This window comes from Pseudomonas marginalis (genome assembly GCF_001645105.1).
Classification (GTDB): Bacteria; Pseudomonadota; Gammaproteobacteria; order Pseudomonadales; family Pseudomonadaceae; genus Aquipseudomonas; species Aquipseudomonas petroselini.
Map to the genome: position 1 here is coordinate 122,866 of NZ_LKEG01000060.1, position 17,489 is coordinate 140,354.

Consider the following 17,489-nt stretch of genomic DNA (forward strand, 5'->3'; position numbering starts at 1 on the left):
CTCAGACCGCTACGGGGTTCGCCTTGTCGACGTTGATCCCGTAGCGACTGATGGCCTCACTGACTTTTTCACGGCCGATCACGCCGTCATCCGCGAGTGCCTTCAAGGCCGCCAGCGCGATGAAATGCCGGTCCACTTCGAAGAACGCCCGCAAGCTTTCACGGGTATCCGATTGCCCGAAGCCGTCTGTGCCCAGCGCCACAAAGCGCCGGTTGGGGACAAAGGGGCGAATCTGATCGGCGAAGAGTTTCATGTAGTCCGTCGCCACCACCACCGGCCCCGTTTGCCCGGCCAGGCATTGCTCCACGTAGCTCACCCGTGGCTCGCTCTGCGGGTGCAGCAGGTTCCAGCGTTCCACCTCATGCCCGTCACGGCGCAATTCGGTGAGGCTGGTCGTGCTCCACACGGCGCTTTGCACGCCGAAGTCCTTCTCCAGCAGCTCCGCCGCGGCGATCACTTCGCGCAGGATTGAGCCACTGCCCATCAGTTGCACCTGGGCCTGTTGGCTGGCCTTGAGCCGGTACATGCCCTTGAGAATGCCGTCTTCCACACCTTCGGGCATTGCCGGGTGCGGGTAGTTTTCGTTGAGCAGGGTGATGTAGTAATAAATGTCCTCCTGTTGCACATACATCCGCCGCATACCTTCGCGAATAATGACCGCCAGCTCGTAGGCAAACGTCGGGTCGTAAGACACGCAGCACGGAATCACCGACGACAGGATATGGCTGTGCCCATCGTCATGCTGCAAGCCTTCACCCATCAGCGTGGTGCGCCCGGCCGTGGCCCCCAGCAGGAAGCCGCGCGCCCGCGCGTCACCGGCCGCCCAGGCGAGGTCGCCGACCCGCTGGAAGCCGAACATCGAATAGAAGATATAGAACGGCACCGTCATCAGGCCGTGATTGCTGTAGGACGTACTCGCCGCAATCCACGAGGAAATGGCGCCGGATTCATTCAGGCCTTCCTGCATGATCTGTCCGTCCTTGCTTTCCTTGTAGTAGCTCAATTGCCCTGCGTCCTGTGGGGTGTAGAGCTGGCCTACGGCGGAGTGGATGCCGATCTGTCGGAACAGGCTCTCCATGCCGAAGGTGCGCGACTCATCCGGCACAATCGGTACGATCAGTTTGCCCAGGTGCGGGTCCTTGAGCAGGGTGCCGAGGATGCGCACAAACGCCATGGTGGTGGAGATCGCGCGCTCGCCGGTGTCCTTGAGTTGGGTGGCGAAGGCGGACAGTTCGGGAACCTGCAGGGGCTCGACCGCACTGTGGCGCGCCGGTACGTAGCCGCCCAGGGCCTGGCGGCGTGCGGCGAAGTAGCGGGCTTCTTCGCTGTCGGCTGCGGGCTTGAGGTAGGGAATGTCGGCGAGCTGCTCGTCAGCGACTTCCAGGCCAAAGCGATCGCGGAAAGCCCTTACTGCATCAGCGCCCATTTTCTTCAATTGATGGTTGATGTTCTGGCCTTCGCCGGCCTCACCCATACCAAAGCCCTTGACGGTTTTCGCCAGGATCACCGTAGGCTGTCCACTGTGACGCACGGCAGCGGCGTAGGCGTTGTAGACCTTGTCCGGGTCATGCCCGCCCCGTGAGAGTTTCCAGATGTCGTCGTCGGACATGTCCGCAACCAGCGCCAGCAATTCTGGGTATTTGCCAAAGAAATGTTCGCGCACGTAAGCGCCGTTCTGTGATTTGTAATTCTGATAGTCGCCGTCCACGCACTCCATCATGCGTTGGCGCAGCAGGCCGCTTTGGTCTTTCTCCAGCAGCGCGTCCCAGCCACCGCCCCAGATCACTTTGATCACGTTCCAGCCGGCGGCGCGGTACAGGCTTTCGAACTCCTGGATCACCTTGGCATTGCCGCGCACCGGGCCGTCCAGGCGTTGCAGGTTGCAGTTGACCACGAAGATCAGGTTGTCGAGTTTCTCGCGCCCGGCCAGGGAGATGGACGCCAGGGATTCCGGCTGGTCCATTTCGCCATCACCGAGAAATGCCCAAACCTTGCGGCCCTGGTGTTGCTTGAGGCCGCGCAGTTCCAGGTAACGCATAAAGCGCGCCTGGTAGGCGGCGGTGATCGGGCCAAGGCCCATGGACACCGTGGGAAATTGCCAGAAGTCCGGCATCAATCGTGGGTGCGGGTAGGACGAGATACCGTCGCCACCGGCCTCGCGGCGGAAGTTGTCGAGCTGCGCTTCGCTGATGCGGCCCTCGAGGTAGGCGCGACCATAGATGCCGGGAGAGGAGTGGCCCTGGATGTAGACCAGGTCGCCGTCAAAGCTGTCGGTACGGCCACGGAAGAAGTGGTCGAAGCCTACGTCGTACAACACGGCGGCTGACGCATAGGTCGCAATATGCCCACCGACACCTGAATGTTTGCCTGCACGTAACACCATCGCCATGGCATTCCAGCGGATAAACGCATTGGTACGGCGTTCGATGGCCAGGTTGCCGGGGTAGGGCAGTTGGCGGTCCACCGGGATGGTGTTGACGTAGGGCGTGGTCACCCGCCCGTAGAAGTCGCCATGCCGCGCCACGTCGAAATCCAGCAACTGATCGATCAGGTAGTGCGCGCGCGGGCGACCTTCGGTGGACAGCACCGATTCGATGGACTCCAGCCACTCGCGGGTTTCCTGCGGATCGTCGTCGCGTCTGACTGCGTTGTTCGGGGTCATGTGAGGCTCCAGGGTAGGCGGATTTCAAGTGGCGGGCTCCTTGTGGGAGTGCCGACAAAGTAATTGCAATTGCAACTACATGATCGAATCTAGCGCGGGATGAGCTACTATTGCAACCTTCTTGAAATTCCCCGGATGGTGTTGCATGTCGTCGAAAGAGCCGGATGTATGGTTCCGTTTTGTCAGGGCTCACAGGACGGTGATCCGTGAAATCGAGCGGCGCCTGGCAGCGGCGGACCTGCCGCCGTATGCCTGGTACGACGCGTTGTGGGGCCTGGAAAGCGGCCCCGACGGCACCCGCCGCATGCACGAATTGGCCGATGTGCTGGCCATCGAGCGCTACAACCTCACGCGCTTGGTCGACCGTCTGGAAAAGGACGGCCTGGTGGTGCGTTCCCGCTCCGACGGCGATGGCCGCGCGGCGTTTGCCTCGATCACCGATGCCGGCCGGGTGCTGCGTAAAAAGATGTGGAAAATCTACGAAAGCACGGTGGATGAGTTGTTTCTGTCTCAGCTCGAGCCGGAGCAGCGCCAGGGGTTTGCGGATGCGCTGGAACGCACCGCTGGGCTGGCGATGGACGCAGGCGTGCAGACCCGCAGCCGCCGCAAAGTCTGAGAAACATGGAGATCAAATAGGGGCGCGGGCTGGTTGTGGTGAGCAGGCCTGTTGTGGTGAACAGGCTTGTTGTGGTGAGCAGGCTTGCCCTGCGCGGGGCTGCGAAGCAGCCCCTTGGGTCGACGGTGAACCCGTCGGGGGACAAGCCCCACTCATCACAACAAACCCGCTCAACATTTTTTGATCGCATTTCCAGCTCATCTCAGGACGTACCGCTTGATGCCTTTTTCCACTAGCAGGGCATCGATCCGCCCCTCATCCGCCAACGCCGTGAGCGCCGACACCACAATCCAATACCGACTGGGCGCCGCCGTCTGCACCGAGCCCGCCCCCAACGCCACGAACCGCGCCTCCACGTGCCCCGCCAACTGATCGACAATCGCCTGCGGATAGCCGGTCACCGCAATCACCGGCGCTGCATTCCCCGCCAGGCAATCACGCAAATGGCAACTGCGCCTGGGCGCCTCGGGATGCAGGCGATTCCAGCGTTCAGCGGCCGCTGCTTCGCGGGCCAGCCGTGTGTAGCTGGGGCAACTCCAGAGTTGCGCGGTGATATTCCAGTCCTGTTCCAACAAGCGCTTGGCCTGCACGACCTCTTCCAGCGCGCGGCCTGCGCCGAGCAGTCGCACATCCCCTGGCGTGTCCCGCTGGAGCGGGTACATACCCTTGAGCGCAGCTTCACGGTCCTGCTCATTCAGGGCCGCTGTATTGTCATGATCATGCAGGGCCAGGTAGTAAAAACCAGGCTTGCCGTCGACATACAGCGTACGCAGCGCCGCCAGCACAATCGCTTGGGCTTCGTCCCCCGAGGCCGGGTCATACGGTGTGCAGCGCGGATGAGTGGCCAGCCACAACGGCAAGGACGGCTGCGCACCTTTGGGCCAACGGGAGGGCTGGTTTTCAATGTCGTTGCACAGGATGCCGCGCTGTTGGGTGACGTCCGACAGCGCGCTCAGCTGTGCGGAGGATTGCGCACTGTGCAGGTACAACAAAGGTTTTTCCGCCGTATTACGGGCGAACCAGCCGGGCCAGTGACCCGCGCGGCGTGAGCGTGACTGGCCGCGGATCACCCAGGCGTGTCGGCTGAATTCGAGGGTGTCGGCCATGCGTGTCACGGTGTACAGCGGTGAACGGCTGGCGGCGGCAGCAGTGCTCAAGGCGTCGATACAGAGCTGCGCGGCGTGTGCGGTAGCGGCGGTCATGGAGAGGGTCACCTGGCGACGAATGCCATTACCCTAATGGAAATTCGCATGTGATTGCAATTGCAATGATTGCAATTGTTCTTCAAAGCCCAGGTGCTAAATCCCTGTAACGCTGCTACGTTTAATCCTTGAGTGCAGGAACGTCATGGTGCAGACATTTTTTCGTCATGACGGCACTTTAGGCTGGCTGTGCAGGTCATTAATCAGCAGCCGCTTTTAATTCAACAAGGAGTCCAGCATGGACGATTACCAGGAAGAACTGCTCGAGTACCACGCGATTGAGTTGGACCCGCTGGAACCCGCAGACGATGCGACAGAGCTGTAAGACCGGCTTCAGGCGGAATGCCGCTGACTGCGGCGAAATTCCCCTGGGGTCTGGTTGTTCCACCGCCTGAAGGCCCGTTGAAACGCCTGGGCCGAGGCAAAACCGAGCAAGTAGGCGATCTCGCCGAACGCCAGTTCCGTATCGCGAATGTAGGTCATGGCCAGGTCGCGGCGGGTATCGTTGAGAATCGCGCGGAACTGAGTGCCTTCTTCGGCCAGTTTGCGGCGCAACGTCCAGGTCGGCAGCTTCAGGCGTGCCGCCACTTCTTCCAGGTCGGGTTCCCGGCCGCCATTGAGCATCGGCCCGAGCAACCGGGTAATGCGCTCGCGCAGGCTGCGGGTGCGGGTCAACTGTTCCAATTCCCTTTCACACAGCTGTAACAGCAATTGCCAGGTGCTCGGGCAGTGTTGCGGGTTGCGCAGCGCCAGGGTGTGCTGGTTGAGGCGCAGTTGATTGGCGTCGGCTCCGAAGTGAACGTCGCCAAGCGCGTTGTAGTGTTCGCTGTACTCCGGCGCTTCGAACTCGATATCGATGCGCTGCGCCTGCACCGGTTGCTTGGCCAGGCTGGACAATTGATGCAGCCAGCCGGCGATGATCGAGTCCACCACAAAGCGGTTGTAGGCGTTGTAGGGGCTGATGGAATAGAAGCGCAGCCAGGCGCCTTCGGCATCTTCGACAAAGCTCGACTGCCCACGATAGTTGGAGCCGTACAGTGCTTCGAAGCGCGTCAGCGCACGCGCCGCCTCGCGCACGTTGGGCGCCTGGGCGGCGGTGACGCCCGCCAGCCCGGCCTGGCTCAAGCGACTGAGCTGGCCCATGCGCAGGCCCAGGCCTGGGTCGCCGGTCAGTTGAATGGCCGCATGGCCCAGGCGCATGTAGCGCGGGATCGACAAGCGGGCACCGGCTTCGGCGAGGCGCGCCGGGTCGAGTCCGTATTGCAGCAGCAGCGGCTGCGGGTCCAGGCCATGGCTGTGGATGGCATCGGCCAAGGTGTGCACGAGGCCCACCGACAGATCCCCCAGCCGTACCGGTTTCACAACCAGATATTCAACAAGCGCGCGCCACGGGCTTCGCCATCGGCGCTGATCTGTCCATTGCTGCTGAGAAAGCTGTGCCCGGCGGTGCCCAAGTCCCAGAACTGCCCACGCAGGAACACGCTCATGCCGGCGCTGGCCTGGCTGACCGGTTGTTGGCTGATCAGCGTAAGGCGGTGCCAGGCTTGGCCCTCACTGAGTTCTTCGGGCTTGAGGCTGATTTCGGTCGGGGTGGACACGCTTTTGAAGCCGCGCCAAGGGCGGTCCCAGGTATCGCGGCCGAGCACAAAGGCCGGCACCGCGATCAGCTGCGCGCCTTGTTCGTTGAGTTTGCGGTAGTTGTCCGGGTACCAACTGTCGCTGCCCACCAGCACCCCCAGGCGCCCGGCTGGGGTGTCGACCACGCTGACGATGTTTTCGTCACCGGGCTCGATAAAGCCACGCTCATCGTAGATCGGGTAGAGCTGGCGCTGCGGCTGGCCCACCGGCAAGCCGTCTGCGTTGAAGACCAGGCTGGCGTTGTATAGGGCGCCATGGCCGACCTGCAGCTGCCCCTGGTTGACACTCGGGTTGGGCAGGGTGATGGAACCGGCCACCAGCGTGACGCCGAATTCCTTGGCCAGGCCGCCGAACACCAACTGATAGTCCCGTGCCATGCCGGAGGCTTTCATGCGCAGGTAGGCGTCGTCGGTGCGGTTGTCGCCCGTCGCGCTGATCCAGGCGCGCGCGAACAGCAGCGGGTTGCTGACCGACAGCCAATTCATCGCATCCTTCACGTGGAGGGCCTGGTACACCTCGTTCTTTTCGCCGGTGAGCATCAGCCAGGTGCCGATATGTTCAGGCAGCACCACGATGGTCTTGTCGTTGATCAGCCCCTGGTCGCGGGCTTTTTGCAGGTAGGCCGCGAGCTTCAGGTGCAGGCGTTCCAGGCTCTGGTAGTCGGCGGGAAACAGCTCCGGCTGGATGCCCAGCAAGTTGCCCCGGTCGGCGGGCAGGCCTTCGTTGACGGCGAGGGTGATACGCAGGTCCGACAGGTAATGCGCCACGGGGCGCTCCTGGGTCCAGACCAGATACGCGGCGACGGCGGCAACCAGGGCCATGGTGACGGTAAAAGCTAGAAGTTTACGCATGGGGGAACAGACAACAGACCGTGTGCAGGGTTCGCCGACTAGGGTAGGGCCCATGGGCGGGCTTGCCAAGGGGCACTGTGCATTTGGATCAATAACTTGTCAGTTTCGGTCATTGAGCCGTCGTCCACGGCCTCTTAGTCTGTGGGACATAAACCGATGGCGCGCCGTTCGAGCGTGTCACGTCCCGTGATGATCCGTTGTGGAGCTTGACCATGACCGCTGTTGCCTACCCGCACCTGCTGGCCCCGTTGGACCTGGGTTTTACCACCTTGCGCAACCGTACCCTGATGGGCTCGATGCACACCGGCCTGGAAGAAAAACCCGGCGGTTTCGAACGCATGGCGGCCTATTTCGCCGAGCGCGCCCGAGGGGGCGTGGGCCTGATGGTCACGGGCGGCATTGGCCCGAATGACGAGGGCGGCGTGTATTCAGGCGCAGCCAAACTGACCACCGACGAAGAAGCGCAGAAGCACAAGATCGTCACCCAGGCCGTGCACGAGGCGGGCGGCAAAATCTGCATGCAGATCCTGCACGCCGGCCGTTATGCCTACAGCCCCAAGCAGGTGGCACCCAGCGCGATCCAGGCGCCGATCAACCCGTTCAAACCCAAGGAGCTGGACGAAGAGGGCATCGAAAAGCAGATCCAGGATTTCGTCACGTGCTCGTTGCTGGCCCAGGTCGCCGAGTACGACGGCGTGGAAATCATGGGGTCTGAAGGCTACTTCATTAACCAGTTCCTCGCGGCCCACACCAACCATCGCACCGACCGCTGGGGGGGCAGCTACGAAAACCGCATGCGCCTGGCGGTAGAAATCGTGCGCCGTGTGCGTGAAGCCGTGGGCCCGAACTTCATCATTATCTTCCGCCTGTCGATGCTCGACCTGGTGGAAGGCGGCAGCACTTGGGAAGAAATCGTGCAGTTGGCCAAGGCCATCGAAGGCGCCGGGGCGACCCTTATCAACACCGGGATCGGCTGGCACGAAGCGCGGATCCCGACCATCGCCACCAAAGTACCGCGTGGCGCGTTCAGCAAAGTCACCGCCAAGCTGCGCGGTGCGGTGCAGATCCCGTTGATTACCACCAACCGCATCAACACCCCGGAAATCGCCGAGCAGATCCTCGCCGAAGGCGATGCCGACATGGTCTCGATGGCACGCCCCTTCCTGGCCGACCCAGAGTTCGTCAACAAGGCCGCCGCCGGCCGCGCCGATGAAATCAACACCTGCATCGGCTGCAACCAGGCGTGCCTGGACCACACCTTTGGCGGCAAGCTGACCACCTGCCTGGTCAACCCTCGTGCATGCTACGAGACCGAGCTCAACTACCTGCCGGTCAAGCAGATCAAGAAGATCGCCGTGGTCGGTGCCGGCCCTGCCGGTTTGGCCGCCGCAACGGTCGCCGCCGAGCGTGGCCATCAAGTCACCCTGTTCGACTCCGCCAGCGAGATCGGCGGCCAGTTCAACATCGCCAAACGTGTGCCGGGCAAAGAGGAGTTCTTCGAAACCCTGCGCTACTTCAAACGCAAGTTGCAGACCACCCACGTCGAGCTGTGCCTCAATACCCGCGTGGACGTGGCACAACTGGCGGCGGGCGGTTACGACGAGATCATCCTGGCGACCGGCATCGCACCACGCACTCCGGCGATCCCAGGGATCGATAACGCCAAGGTGCTGAGCTATCTGGACGTGATCCTGGAACGTAAACCGGTCGGCAAGCGCGTCGCCGTGATCGGCGCGGGCGGTATCGGTTTCGACGTGTCGGAATTCCTCGTGCACCAAGGCGTGTCCACCAGCCTGGACCGCGAAGCCTTCTGGAAAGAGTGGGGCATCGACACCCAGCTGCAAGCCCGTGGCGGCGTCGCGGGCATCAAGCCGCAACCGCATGCGCCGGCGCGAGAAGTGTTCCTGCTGCAACGCAAGGCCTCCAAGGTCGGCGATGGCCTGGGCAAGACCACCGGGTGGATCCACCGTACTGGCTTGAAGAACAAGCGCGTGCAGATGCTCAACAGCATCGAATACCTGAAGATCGACGATGACGGCCTGCATATCCGCATCGGTGCCGAGGGCGAACCGCAGGTGCTGGCAGTGGACAACATCGTCATCTGCGCCGGCCAGGACCCGCTGCGCGAATTGCAGGACGGCCTGGTCGCTGCCGGCCAGAACGTGCACCTGATCGGCGGCGCCGACGTGGCGGCCGAGTTGGATGCCAAGCGCGCCATCAACCAGGGCTCGCGTCTCGCGGCGGAGCTGTAAGACCCCGAGCGGGGCGGTGTTAGACTACCGCCCCGTTTTTCATGCAGATCCCTCCCGATGGGTCCCTTCGATTGGCTTCCCCACGCCCCCCTTGAACGCTTGCAGCTCGATTGGCTGAACGGCGTCGAGTTGGCCGTGCTGCGCCTGGACCGTATCGACCCACTGATCAGCGGCAACAAGTGGTTCAAGCTCACCGGGCACTTGGCCCAGGCGCACAGCGCGCGCGGTCTCATCAGCCTGGGCGGCGCTTACTCCAACCATCTGCACGCGTTGGCGGCCGCCGGCAAGCGTTTCGGTTTTCCCACCGTCGGCCTGTTACGCGGGCATGCGCAAGACACCCCGACCGTCGTCGACCTGAAAGCCTTTGGCATGCAACTGCATTGGCTGGGTTATGGCGGCTATCGCGCTCGGCATGAACCGGGTTTCTGGCTGCCGTGGCGTGAACAGTATCCCGACCTGCATCCCGTGCCCGAAGGCGGCGGTGGCATCACGGGCGCCATGGGCTGCGCGGTGCTGGTCGAGCAGGTGCGTGCGCAGTTACACCGCGTGGGCTGGGCGGATTACGACACCTGGTGGCTGGCGGCAGGCACCGGCACCACGCTGGCCGGCCTGGCACTCGCGGAAAGGGGCGCACACCCGGTGTATGGCGCCATGGCGGTGCCGGATGGCCACGGTGTGGCGCAGAACGTCGAGGCTATCGTGCAGGGCGGATATGAGCTGGTGGACGCCAGCCGCGGTGGCTTTGCCAACGTCGACCCCTTGCTGCTCGAGTTTATCGACGCAACAGAGCAGGCCTGTGGCGTGCCCTTGGAGCCGCTCTACACCGGCAAGGCCTTACTGGCTTTAAAGACCCACATCGAAGCCGGGGGCTTAGCCCCCGGCACTCGCCTGGTCTTCGTCCACACCGGCGGCCTGCAAGGTCGCCGAGGTTTCAAGGGTTAGCGCGTTTGCCCGGCATCATGCGCAACGCGGTGTTGTCGCGCAGGATGTAATGGTGGGCAATCCCGGCCAGCGCATGCAGCCCGATCAGCCAATAACCGACCTTGCCGAACCACACGTGCCAGCCCTCGATCTGCTTGGCCAGGTCCTTGTTCTCAGCGATCAGCGGCGGCAATTCCATGCCATAGAACATCACCGAATGCCCCTCGGCACTGACGATCAGCCAACCGGCAATCGGCATGCCGATCATCAACGCGTATAACGCGACGTGCATCAGGGTGGCCAACAGGCTCTGCCATTGCGGCGGCGCCGGGACGATCTTCGGTGCCACCCCCAGGCTGCGTGCAAACAGGCGCAGCCACACCAGTACAAACACGGTGAGGCCAAACATAAAGTGCATCTCGACGATCAACGTTCGCGCACCGCTGCCTTTGGGGAACTGGCCGCGTAACTCAATGCAGGCGTAGACCACCGCCAGCAGCACCACCATCAACCAGTGCAACGCAATCGACATGGTGCTGTAGCGCGTATCGGAATTTTTCCACGGCATCGCTGGGTTCCTCACTCATCAGGGCAAACCTCCATTCTTTGGCGACGGAGTCCTTTTACTGTAAGCCGGTTTCTAATGAACTGCTTGCGGTAAATCAATTTTTTCATTTGGGCTGATAGGGCTGGCAGAGTTATTACGCGGCTTTTTCCGAGTTTTCCTATGGATTTGCAGCGTCTAGTTACAGTGCGACCGAATCTCGGCAGGAACTCGATACCTTGTGATGATCACAGACTAAAAGCGAGCCGATGTACGTTGATTATATGTTCGCGATCTTATCGTGATTTCTCAACTGTCGAGTTGATGCGCATTCAGGCGTTCTTATTATTATGGAGCAGTGCAAATGATCAATGGGTACTTGAGCGATTTTTATATGAGGCCGAAAGGGGGTTCGAGTGTGCATGATGGGCGCGGGGCGAAAAGTTGTGAGCCGTCAGCGGAAGTGCAAAAAAAGCAAGTATTCAATGAGGGGCCTGTTGCTTTAAAGCGTCCTGATACGCGGACGATTGTTCAGGAGTCAGATGCTCCGATATCCCTTGAGTCACTGTATTCATCCTTGTATGCACTCATGCCATCGCTGAAACGATTACTTCAAAAAGAAGAGCAGAACTCGGAACAAACATCTGCAAAAAAAATGCCTGATAACAAGGTTGCAGTCAGTGATGGCAAACAGTCAGTGCCGCAGGAGGTGGATAGTCGTCAGTCCCCAGGCCTCTCAAAAAAGAAACAGGGTGAGCGACCAACAAATGTATGGACGGGTGTCATGTTTTCGGGCAAGAAAAACGAACCTGCTCTGTCCGCAATTAAGGCGGCGATGATGAGATTTGGGCAAAGTCCTCTCAGTGTGTATTCAAGTGTGGTGCGAACAGAGAGTGGTTACAACGTTGTCATGAAAGATGGATTTGAACTAAGTCTTACCTTGAAGGAAATCGCACGAGCGAAAGTGTACGCGGGTTTTCAGCACGGCCGCACAGCCGAGGACGGGGGCATGTTTAAAGACGTTATCTTTATGTACGCAGCTAGCGCCAAGCGCGTGCAATTGGAAAGTGCTGGGGGTGCACCGAAAAGCTTTATTGATGGCTTGAACATGTTGTGCTCTTACCAAGATCCCGCCACCAGTCTCAAGCAACTTGGTCTTGAGGGGGTGATGCGTCGTACCACATGGTCGGCGCTTCATCACAGTGGTGGCATAGGAATTATAAATACAGGCGGCAACACAAACTTTGCATTTGAGGGAGTGTTGGATGGGTGCGTTATGAAAAAAACCTTACCCGTTGGACACCCTGGTGTCACGTACGAATTAATCTAACGTTGAATTGAGTGAGGGACGTAACATGATGGGTAATAGTGTTTTGGGGCGTAAAGCTGTTGAGTGTAACGCACTGGCAGTCGACGGAGCTTTTGGGGCTAGATCTGATTGGCCCGTGTCGCGTCAAGAGGTGATGCAACCCGTGCTGAAATCTAACAATGTTCGGGTAAATAACCCAATACCTGATGATATCGATCCTGGTAGGCTGATTTCTCAGCTGGCCCTGTTGATGAACTCGTTGCTCAGTCTGCTTGCACAGGCAAAGGTACAAAAAGATACAGACTTAAGCGGCGATAAGACTAAGCATGGTACAAGCGTTGTTCCTGATAAACAGGCAGTAGTCGTTCCCAAAAATGAAACAATCTCGTCTATATCCAATACCTCGGCGGGCAAATTGCCTGATGATGTTTGGTTGGGGCTCAGCGAGGGGCAGGGTAATAACGCTGGCATGATCGCGGGGATCAAGGCCGCAATGATGAAGTTTGGCCAAAATCCCAAAGGTGTATTCACTCGCATCACCGAAAACGATGGGTTGTATAAAGTTGTCATGAGGGATGGCTTCACGGTTTCCCTTACCCGAGCAGAAATTGACAAAGCTCGACGGTGGGCAGGTTTCAGTGGGGAAGATATGGGGATGATCAAAGACGCTACCTTCATGTATGCCGTGGCCGCCAAACGCGAAGAGCATGACAGAGCGGCTCACATGAAGGCGGGCGGCGGCGGCATTATTCAGTTTTCTGATGATCCTTTTGAGGCCGCAATGGATTCGCTAAACCACTATTTTTGGGCTAATAAAGCCCTGAATCATTTGGGGCTCTCCCAGTATGTAAGCAAGATGCCGTACGCGGAGGCGGAGGCAAAAGGACTTTGTGGCGTATTGACGGTTGGTTATGAAGGCATGTTGATGGCAAAGGGTTATGTCGATATGTATGGACCCGACAAGTTATCCTTTGAGGCCCGTAAAAGTGAGTTTGGTGAGGGTGTTTCGGTATATGCGCTGATTTAGCCATTGCCCTCTACATGCAGAATGGCGGATGCAGTGGTTCATCCCTATGGCCTAAACCATTTGGTGTAGCGCTCAGTAATGAATGGCTCACCTTCCCGAAGGTGAGCACGCTCTGTCTCAAAGGCTTTGAGGCATCTCACCTTTCGCCATACGACGGTTGATGGCAGTAATGACCGCCGGCAGGTCGGTGATGGTGTCAATCAGGTAGTGCGGGCGCGAGCCTTCGAACATCGCCTCGATGCGTTTGCGCTCGCTGGCCAGTGTGGCCGCGTCCAGGCCGCGAAATTGTTCATAGGTCAGGCCCAAGGCATTGCCGGAGCAGGTCAGGGCCACCGTCCACATCCCGGCGCGGCGACCTTCGAGGATGCCCGGCACGGTGTCGTCGACCTTCACACACGCGGCGACATCATCGATCCCCAGCGCGATCACGTTAGCCAGGGCCTGGGCCGGCCATGGGCGACCATTGGGCACTTCGTCGGTGGCGACCACATGGTCGGCGATGTAGCCGTTGGTGGCGGCCAGGGCAACCACCTTGTCCATCACTTGCTTGGGGTAGCCGGAGCAGGAGCCGATCTTGATGCCTTGCACGCGCAGCCGGGCGATGGTGTCGAGGGCGCCGGGAATCAGCGCCGAGTGTTCGGCGATCTTCTCGATCTGTAACGGCATGAAGCGCTGGTAGATGGCGGTCACGTCGTCATCGGTGGGCGTACGGCCGAAGGCCTTGCGGTAGCGTTCGGCAACCTGTGGTTGATCGCAGAGGGTGCGGATGTGGTCCCACTTGCCCATGCCCATCGGGCCACGGGCTTCTTCGATGGAGACTTGCACGTCGAACTCGGCGAAGGCCTCGACGAAGATCTGCGTGGGGGCAAACGAGCCGAAGTCGACCACGGTGCCGGCCCAATCAAGGATCACGGCCTGGAGGGTGTTGGGGTTTTGATACTGCATGGTTCAGATCCTATCGGTAAAAGGGGGAATCAAATGTCCAACACTTCCATGGCGTGCAGCACCTCGGCGATCGCCTTGACCGCTGCCCGCATGCCTGCCGCGTCGACATGCCCGATGCAGCCCACGCGGAAGGTCTCCACCTGGGTCAGCTTGCCTGGATACAGAATGAAACCCTTGGCCTTGACCCGTTCGTAGAAGTCCTTGAACTGGTAGCGCGGGTCTTGCGGCGCATGGAAGGTGACGATGATCGGCGCCTGGATGGCGGCCGGCAGGAAGCTGCGCACGCCCAGTTCGGCCATGCCGTCGAGCAGCGCCTGACAGTTGCTGGCGTAGCGTTTATGCCGCGCGGGCAGGCCGCCTTCTTCCTGGTATTGCAGCAGCGCTTCGTGCAGGGCGGCGACCACATGGGTCGGCGGCGTGAAGCGCCATTGGCCGGTCTTGGCCATGTAGCTGTGCTGGTCGAACAGGTCCATTGCCAGGGAGTGGCAGTTGCCTTGGGCGGCGGCCAGCGCTTGTTTGTCGGCGAAGACGAACCCCATGCCCGGCACGCCCTCCAGGCACTTGCCGGAGGCGGCGACCAGCGCGTCGAACGGGACTTCGCGGGCATCGATCGGCAGTGCGCCGAAGGAACTCATGGCGTCGATGATCAGGCGTTTGCCGTGGGTTTTAACGACCTGGGCGATCTCCGGCAGCGGGTTGAGAATGCCGGTGCTGGTTTCGCAGTGGATCAGGGCGACGTGGGTGATGGCCGGGTCGGCCTGTAGCAGGCGGTCCACATCGGCAGCGGTGGTCGGTTCGTCCTCGGCGGTTTCAAAGGTGCTGAAGGCGCGGCCCAGTACTTCGCAGATTTTCGCCAGGCGCTTGCCGTAGGCGCCGTTGATCAGCACCAGCACCTTGCCGTCACGCGGGACCAGCGTGCCGATGGCCGCTTCGACGGCGAAGGTGCCGCTGCCTTGCAATGGCACGCAGTGGTGGCTGTCGACGCCATCGATGATCGCCAGCAATTGTTCGCAGACGCTGGCGGTGAGTTGGTTGAAGCGGTCGTCCCATGAACCCCAGTCCACCATCATGGCCTGGCGGGTGCGGGCGGAGGTGGTCAGCGGGCCGGGCGTGAGCAGGAGGGGCGCGGTCATTGCAAATCCTCGTAAAGCCGTTGAGTCAAGCTACGGCGCCTAAATTGCAGTTTGGCTTGTCATCAATCAAATTGTTTGTTGTTATGCGAGCTATCAGTGAGGCCGATAGCCATGAACCTGTTCCAACTGCGTGCATTCGATGCCGTGGCCCGTGAGGGCAGCTTTACCCGCGCGGCGGCGCGGCTGTTTATCAGCCAGCCGGCAGTGACCGGACACATCAAGGCCCTTGAAGAGCATTACCAGATCCCGTTGCTGCGCCGCACCGCGCGACGTGTCGAGTTGACGGAAGAGGGCGCACGCCTCGCGGCGATCACCCGGGCGATCTTTGGCCTGGTGGATGAAGCTCAGACCCTGCTGGAGGCCAACCGCCAATTGCTCACCGGGCGCCTGGAAGTGGCGGCTGACGGACCGCACCTGGTGATGCCGATGATCGCCAGCCTGCGTGCGCGTTACCCTGGGATCACCGTGAACCTGCGCCTGGGCAATGCCCAGGAAACCCTGGCCGCACTGTTGTCCGAACATGCGGATGTGGCGGTGCTGACCGAGGTGGAACCGCGCAATGGTTTGCACCTGCAACCCTTGAGCGAGTCGCGTATCTGCGCATTGGTGCCGGCGGGCCATGCGTGGGCCACGTCGGCGGCAGGTATCCGCCTGGAGCAGTTGCATGAGGTGATCATGGTGCTGCGCGAGCCCAGTTCCATCACTCGTCGCACCTTTGACGACGCCTGCGTGGTGGCGGGTGTGCAGCCCAAGGTGCTGCTGGAATTGGACAGTCGCGAGGCGGTCAGCGAGGCCGTCGCCGCCGCGTTGGGGGTTGGGGTGGTGTCGTCGATGGAGGTCAGCCCGGACCCACGGGTGCAAGCGATTCCCCTGCACGCTGATGGGCTGGTCAATCGGCACATGCTCGGTTGCCTGGAGCGGCGCCGCTCGTTGCGCCTGATCCAGGCCTTTTTCGCGTTGACGCCCTGATCGGTTTTTGGTGGAACGATGTGTTCTTGCGCTATAAACTCTGCCCCCAAAGCGCCGGCCAGTAGACGTTTCGGCGCGATGGACGAATAGAGAGTGAGTCATGGGCGCACAGTGGAAAGTCAAACATAAAGAAGCGGCATCCAATGCCAAGGGCAAGATCTTCGGCAAGCTGGTGAAAGAAATCACCATCGCCGCCCGCAACGGTGCCGACACCGCGACCAACGCCCACTTGCGTCTGGTGGTGGAACAGGCCAAAAAGGCCTCGATGCCCAAGGAAACCCTGGAACGCGCCATCAAGAAAGGCGCCGGTCTGCTCGGCGAAACCGTGCAGTACCACCGCGTGACCTATGAAGGGTTCGCCCCGCATCAGGTGCCGCTGATCGTTGAGTGCGTGACCGACAACATCAACCGCACCGTGGCGGAAATCCGCGTAGCGTTCCGCAAGGGCCAACTCGGTGCCTCCGGTTCCGTGGCCTGGGATTTCAACCACGTCGGCCTGATCGAAGCCTCGCCGGACAGCCCGGACGCCGACCCGGAAATGGCCGCTATCGAAGCCGGCGCACAGGATTTTGAAGACGGCGAAGAAGAGGGCACCACCCTGTTCATCACTGAGACCACCGACCTCGACGCCGTACAGAAAGCCTTGCCTGAGCAGGGTTTCACGGTGCTGTCGGCCAAGCTGGGTTATATCTCGAAGAACCCGGTGAGCGGTTTGAGTGATGAGCAGATGGCGGAAGTCGAAGCCTTCCTGGAAGGCTTGGACAACCACGATGACGTGCAGGATATGTTCGTCGGCCTGGCTGGCTGAAACACGGTAAAAAATGTGGGAGGGGGCTTGCTCCCGCTGGCGGCCTGACAGCCGACCACAATCTAACTGTTACCCCGCGATCCAAATGTGGGAGGGGGCTTGCCCCCGATAGCGGTGTGTCAGTCGATTCCTCAGGTGACTGATTCAACACCATCGGGCCCTCGGTATCTGCACAATTCTGGGTATGGCGTCGGACCTGTGGCCAGGGAGCTTGCTCCCGCTGGCGGCCTGACAGCCGAGTGCCATCTAACGGTTAGGTCGCGATCCAAATGTGGGAGGGGGCTTGCCCCCGATAGCGGTGTGTCAGTCGATTCCTCAGGTGACTGATTCAGCGCCATCGGGGCCTCGGTATCTACACAATTCTGGGTATGGCGCTGGACCTGTGGCGAGGGAGCTTGCTCCCGCTGGCGACCTGGCAGACGACCAGGATGTTGGATCAGACCGGGTACATATCCGTTATTTAGGTAACGGCTGCTATGGGTTCCGCTTTTACAGCGGGTCACTTTTGGAAGAGCGCCAAAAGTAACCAAAAACGCTCTTGCCCCAACACTCGGCACCTCGCTCACGCTCGGTGTGCCCGTAATCCGACAGGTATTTGGGGGGCCGCCGCCA

The 17,489-nt window shown here is 60.7% G+C and carries 14 protein-coding genes; 7 read left to right on the top strand and 7 right to left on the bottom strand.

Annotated elements, in window-relative coordinates:
• Position 1: 1 nt before the first annotated feature.
• Positions 2 to 2,662, bottom strand: coding sequence for a pyruvate dehydrogenase (acetyl-transferring), homodimeric type (gene aceE, locus AO064_RS28315; RefSeq protein WP_064055321.1), 2,661 nt, complete (start codon positions 2,660 to 2,662; stop codon positions 2 to 4).
• Between the two features lie 145 nt (positions 2,663 to 2,807).
• On the opposite strand from aceE, the gene AO064_RS28320 reads away from it, so the two are divergent.
• Complete coding sequence (locus AO064_RS28320) at positions 2,808 to 3,278, top strand: MarR family winged helix-turn-helix transcriptional regulator (RefSeq protein WP_015884715.1); 471 nt, start codon at positions 2,808 to 2,810, stop codon at positions 3,276 to 3,278.
• A 197-nt stretch (positions 3,279 to 3,475) separates the two neighbouring features.
• On the opposite strand, the gene AO064_RS28325 is transcribed toward AO064_RS28320, so the two are convergent.
• The 3 genes from AO064_RS28325 to AO064_RS28335 form a co-directional block, all read right to left on the bottom strand.
• Positions 3,476 to 4,480, bottom strand: a complete 1,005-nt coding sequence (locus tag AO064_RS28325) for a transketolase-like TK C-terminal-containing protein (protein ID WP_064055322.1) — start codon at positions 4,478 to 4,480, stop codon at positions 3,476 to 3,478.
• A gap of 333 nt (positions 4,481 to 4,813) precedes the next feature.
• Positions 4,814 to 5,842, bottom strand: a complete 1,029-nt coding sequence (locus AO064_RS28330) for an AraC family transcriptional regulator (RefSeq protein ID WP_064055323.1) — start codon at positions 5,840 to 5,842, stop codon at positions 4,814 to 4,816.
• Positions 5,839 to 6,969 carry a carbon-nitrogen hydrolase family protein gene (locus AO064_RS28335; RefSeq protein ID WP_064055324.1) on the bottom strand — a complete coding sequence of 377 codons (1,131 nt, stop codon included), beginning with the start codon at positions 6,967 to 6,969 and terminating at the stop codon, positions 5,839 to 5,841. The genes AO064_RS28330 and AO064_RS28335 overlap by 4 nt, the downstream gene beginning before the upstream one ends.
• A gap of 212 nt (positions 6,970 to 7,181) precedes the next feature.
• Between AO064_RS28335 and AO064_RS28340 the strand changes: the two genes are divergently transcribed.
• Positions 7,182 to 9,221: an NADPH-dependent 2,4-dienoyl-CoA reductase gene (locus tag AO064_RS28340; protein WP_064055325.1), complete on the top strand. Its 2,040-nt coding sequence runs from the start codon at positions 7,182 to 7,184 to the stop codon at positions 9,219 to 9,221.
• A gap of 57 nt (positions 9,222 to 9,278) precedes the next feature.
• Positions 9,279 to 10,163 carry a 1-aminocyclopropane-1-carboxylate deaminase/D-cysteine desulfhydrase gene (locus tag AO064_RS28345; protein ID WP_064055326.1) on the top strand — a complete coding sequence of 295 codons (885 nt, stop codon included), beginning with the start codon at positions 9,279 to 9,281 and terminating at the stop codon, positions 10,161 to 10,163.
• On the opposite strand, the gene AO064_RS28350 is transcribed toward AO064_RS28345, so the two are convergent.
• A complete protein-coding gene (locus AO064_RS28350) occupies positions 10,153 to 10,710 on the bottom strand; it encodes a cytochrome b (RefSeq protein ID WP_015884709.1) in 558 nt (185 codons plus the stop codon). The genes AO064_RS28345 and AO064_RS28350 overlap by 11 nt on opposite strands.
• Positions 10,711 to 11,050: 340 nt before the next feature.
• On the opposite strand from AO064_RS28350, the gene AO064_RS28355 reads away from it, so the two are divergent.
• Both AO064_RS28355 and AO064_RS28360 read left to right on the top strand, forming a co-directional pair.
• The gene (locus AO064_RS28355; protein ID WP_064055327.1) at positions 11,051 to 12,016 is read left to right on the top strand and encodes a hypothetical protein; all 966 of its coding nucleotides are present in this window, start codon (positions 11,051 to 11,053) and stop codon (positions 12,014 to 12,016) included.
• Between the two features lie 25 nt (positions 12,017 to 12,041).
• On the top strand, positions 12,042 to 13,022 hold the full coding sequence (locus AO064_RS28360) for a hypothetical protein (protein WP_064055328.1): 981 nt from the start codon (positions 12,042 to 12,044) through the stop codon (positions 13,020 to 13,022).
• 117 nt (positions 13,023 to 13,139) lie between these two features.
• Here AO064_RS28360 and phnX read toward each other — a convergent pair whose 3' ends face one another.
• Together phnX and AO064_RS28370 are read right to left on the bottom strand one after the other, a co-directional pair.
• Positions 13,140 to 13,967, bottom strand: coding sequence for a phosphonoacetaldehyde hydrolase (gene phnX / locus AO064_RS28365; protein WP_064055329.1), 828 nt, complete (start codon positions 13,965 to 13,967; stop codon positions 13,140 to 13,142).
• A gap of 29 nt (positions 13,968 to 13,996) precedes the next feature.
• Positions 13,997 to 15,100: a 2-aminoethylphosphonate--pyruvate transaminase gene (locus AO064_RS28370; protein WP_064055330.1), complete on the bottom strand. Its 1,104-nt coding sequence runs from the start codon at positions 15,098 to 15,100 to the stop codon at positions 13,997 to 13,999.
• 111 nt (positions 15,101 to 15,211) lie between these two features.
• On the opposite strand from AO064_RS28370, the gene AO064_RS28375 reads away from it, so the two are divergent.
• Positions 15,212 to 16,069 (top strand): LysR substrate-binding domain-containing protein, encoded by an 858-nt coding sequence (locus AO064_RS28375; RefSeq protein ID WP_064055331.1) that lies wholly within the window; start codon positions 15,212 to 15,214, stop codon positions 16,067 to 16,069.
• A gap of 100 nt (positions 16,070 to 16,169) precedes the next feature.
• On the top strand, positions 16,170 to 16,877 hold the full coding sequence (locus AO064_RS28380) for a YebC/PmpR family DNA-binding transcriptional regulator (RefSeq protein WP_015884705.1): 708 nt from the start codon (positions 16,170 to 16,172) through the stop codon (positions 16,875 to 16,877).
• Positions 16,878 to 17,489: the final 612 nt, after the last annotated feature.

Bases quoted from the DNA above. Each gene is read 5' to 3' on its own strand.
- AO064_RS28370 (WP_064055330.1), bottom strand. From the start codon at position 15,100: ATGACCGCGCCCCTCCTGCTCACGCCCGGCCCGCTGACCACCTCCGCC.
- AO064_RS28350 (WP_015884709.1), bottom strand. From the start codon at position 10,710: ATGCCGTGGAAAAATTCCGATACGCGCTACAGCACCATGTCGATTGCG.
- AO064_RS28320 (WP_015884715.1), top strand. From the start codon at position 2,808: ATGTCGTCGAAAGAGCCGGATGTATGGTTCCGTTTTGTCAGGGCTCAC.
- AO064_RS28355 (WP_064055327.1), top strand. From the start codon at position 11,051: ATGATCAATGGGTACTTGAGCGATTTTTATATGAGGCCGAAAGGGGGT.
- AO064_RS28380 (WP_015884705.1), top strand. From the start codon at position 16,170: ATGGGCGCACAGTGGAAAGTCAAACATAAAGAAGCGGCATCCAATGCC.
- aceE (WP_064055321.1), bottom strand. From the start codon at position 2,662: ATGACCCCGAACAACGCAGTCAGACGCGACGACGATCCGCAGGAAACC.
- AO064_RS28340 (WP_064055325.1), top strand. From the start codon at position 7,182: ATGACCGCTGTTGCCTACCCGCACCTGCTGGCCCCGTTGGACCTGGGT.
- AO064_RS28375 (WP_064055331.1), top strand. From the start codon at position 15,212: ATGAACCTGTTCCAACTGCGTGCATTCGATGCCGTGGCCCGTGAGGGC.
- phnX (WP_064055329.1), bottom strand. From the start codon at position 13,967: ATGCAGTATCAAAACCCCAACACCCTCCAGGCCGTGATCCTTGATTGG.
- AO064_RS28335 (WP_064055324.1), bottom strand. From the start codon at position 6,969: ATGCGTAAACTTCTAGCTTTTACCGTCACCATGGCCCTGGTTGCCGCC.
- AO064_RS28325 (WP_064055322.1), bottom strand. From the start codon at position 4,480: ATGACCGCCGCTACCGCACACGCCGCGCAGCTCTGTATCGACGCCTTG.
- AO064_RS28360 (WP_064055328.1), top strand. From the start codon at position 12,042: ATGATGGGTAATAGTGTTTTGGGGCGTAAAGCTGTTGAGTGTAACGCA.
- AO064_RS28345 (WP_064055326.1), top strand. From the start codon at position 9,279: ATGGGTCCCTTCGATTGGCTTCCCCACGCCCCCCTTGAACGCTTGCAG.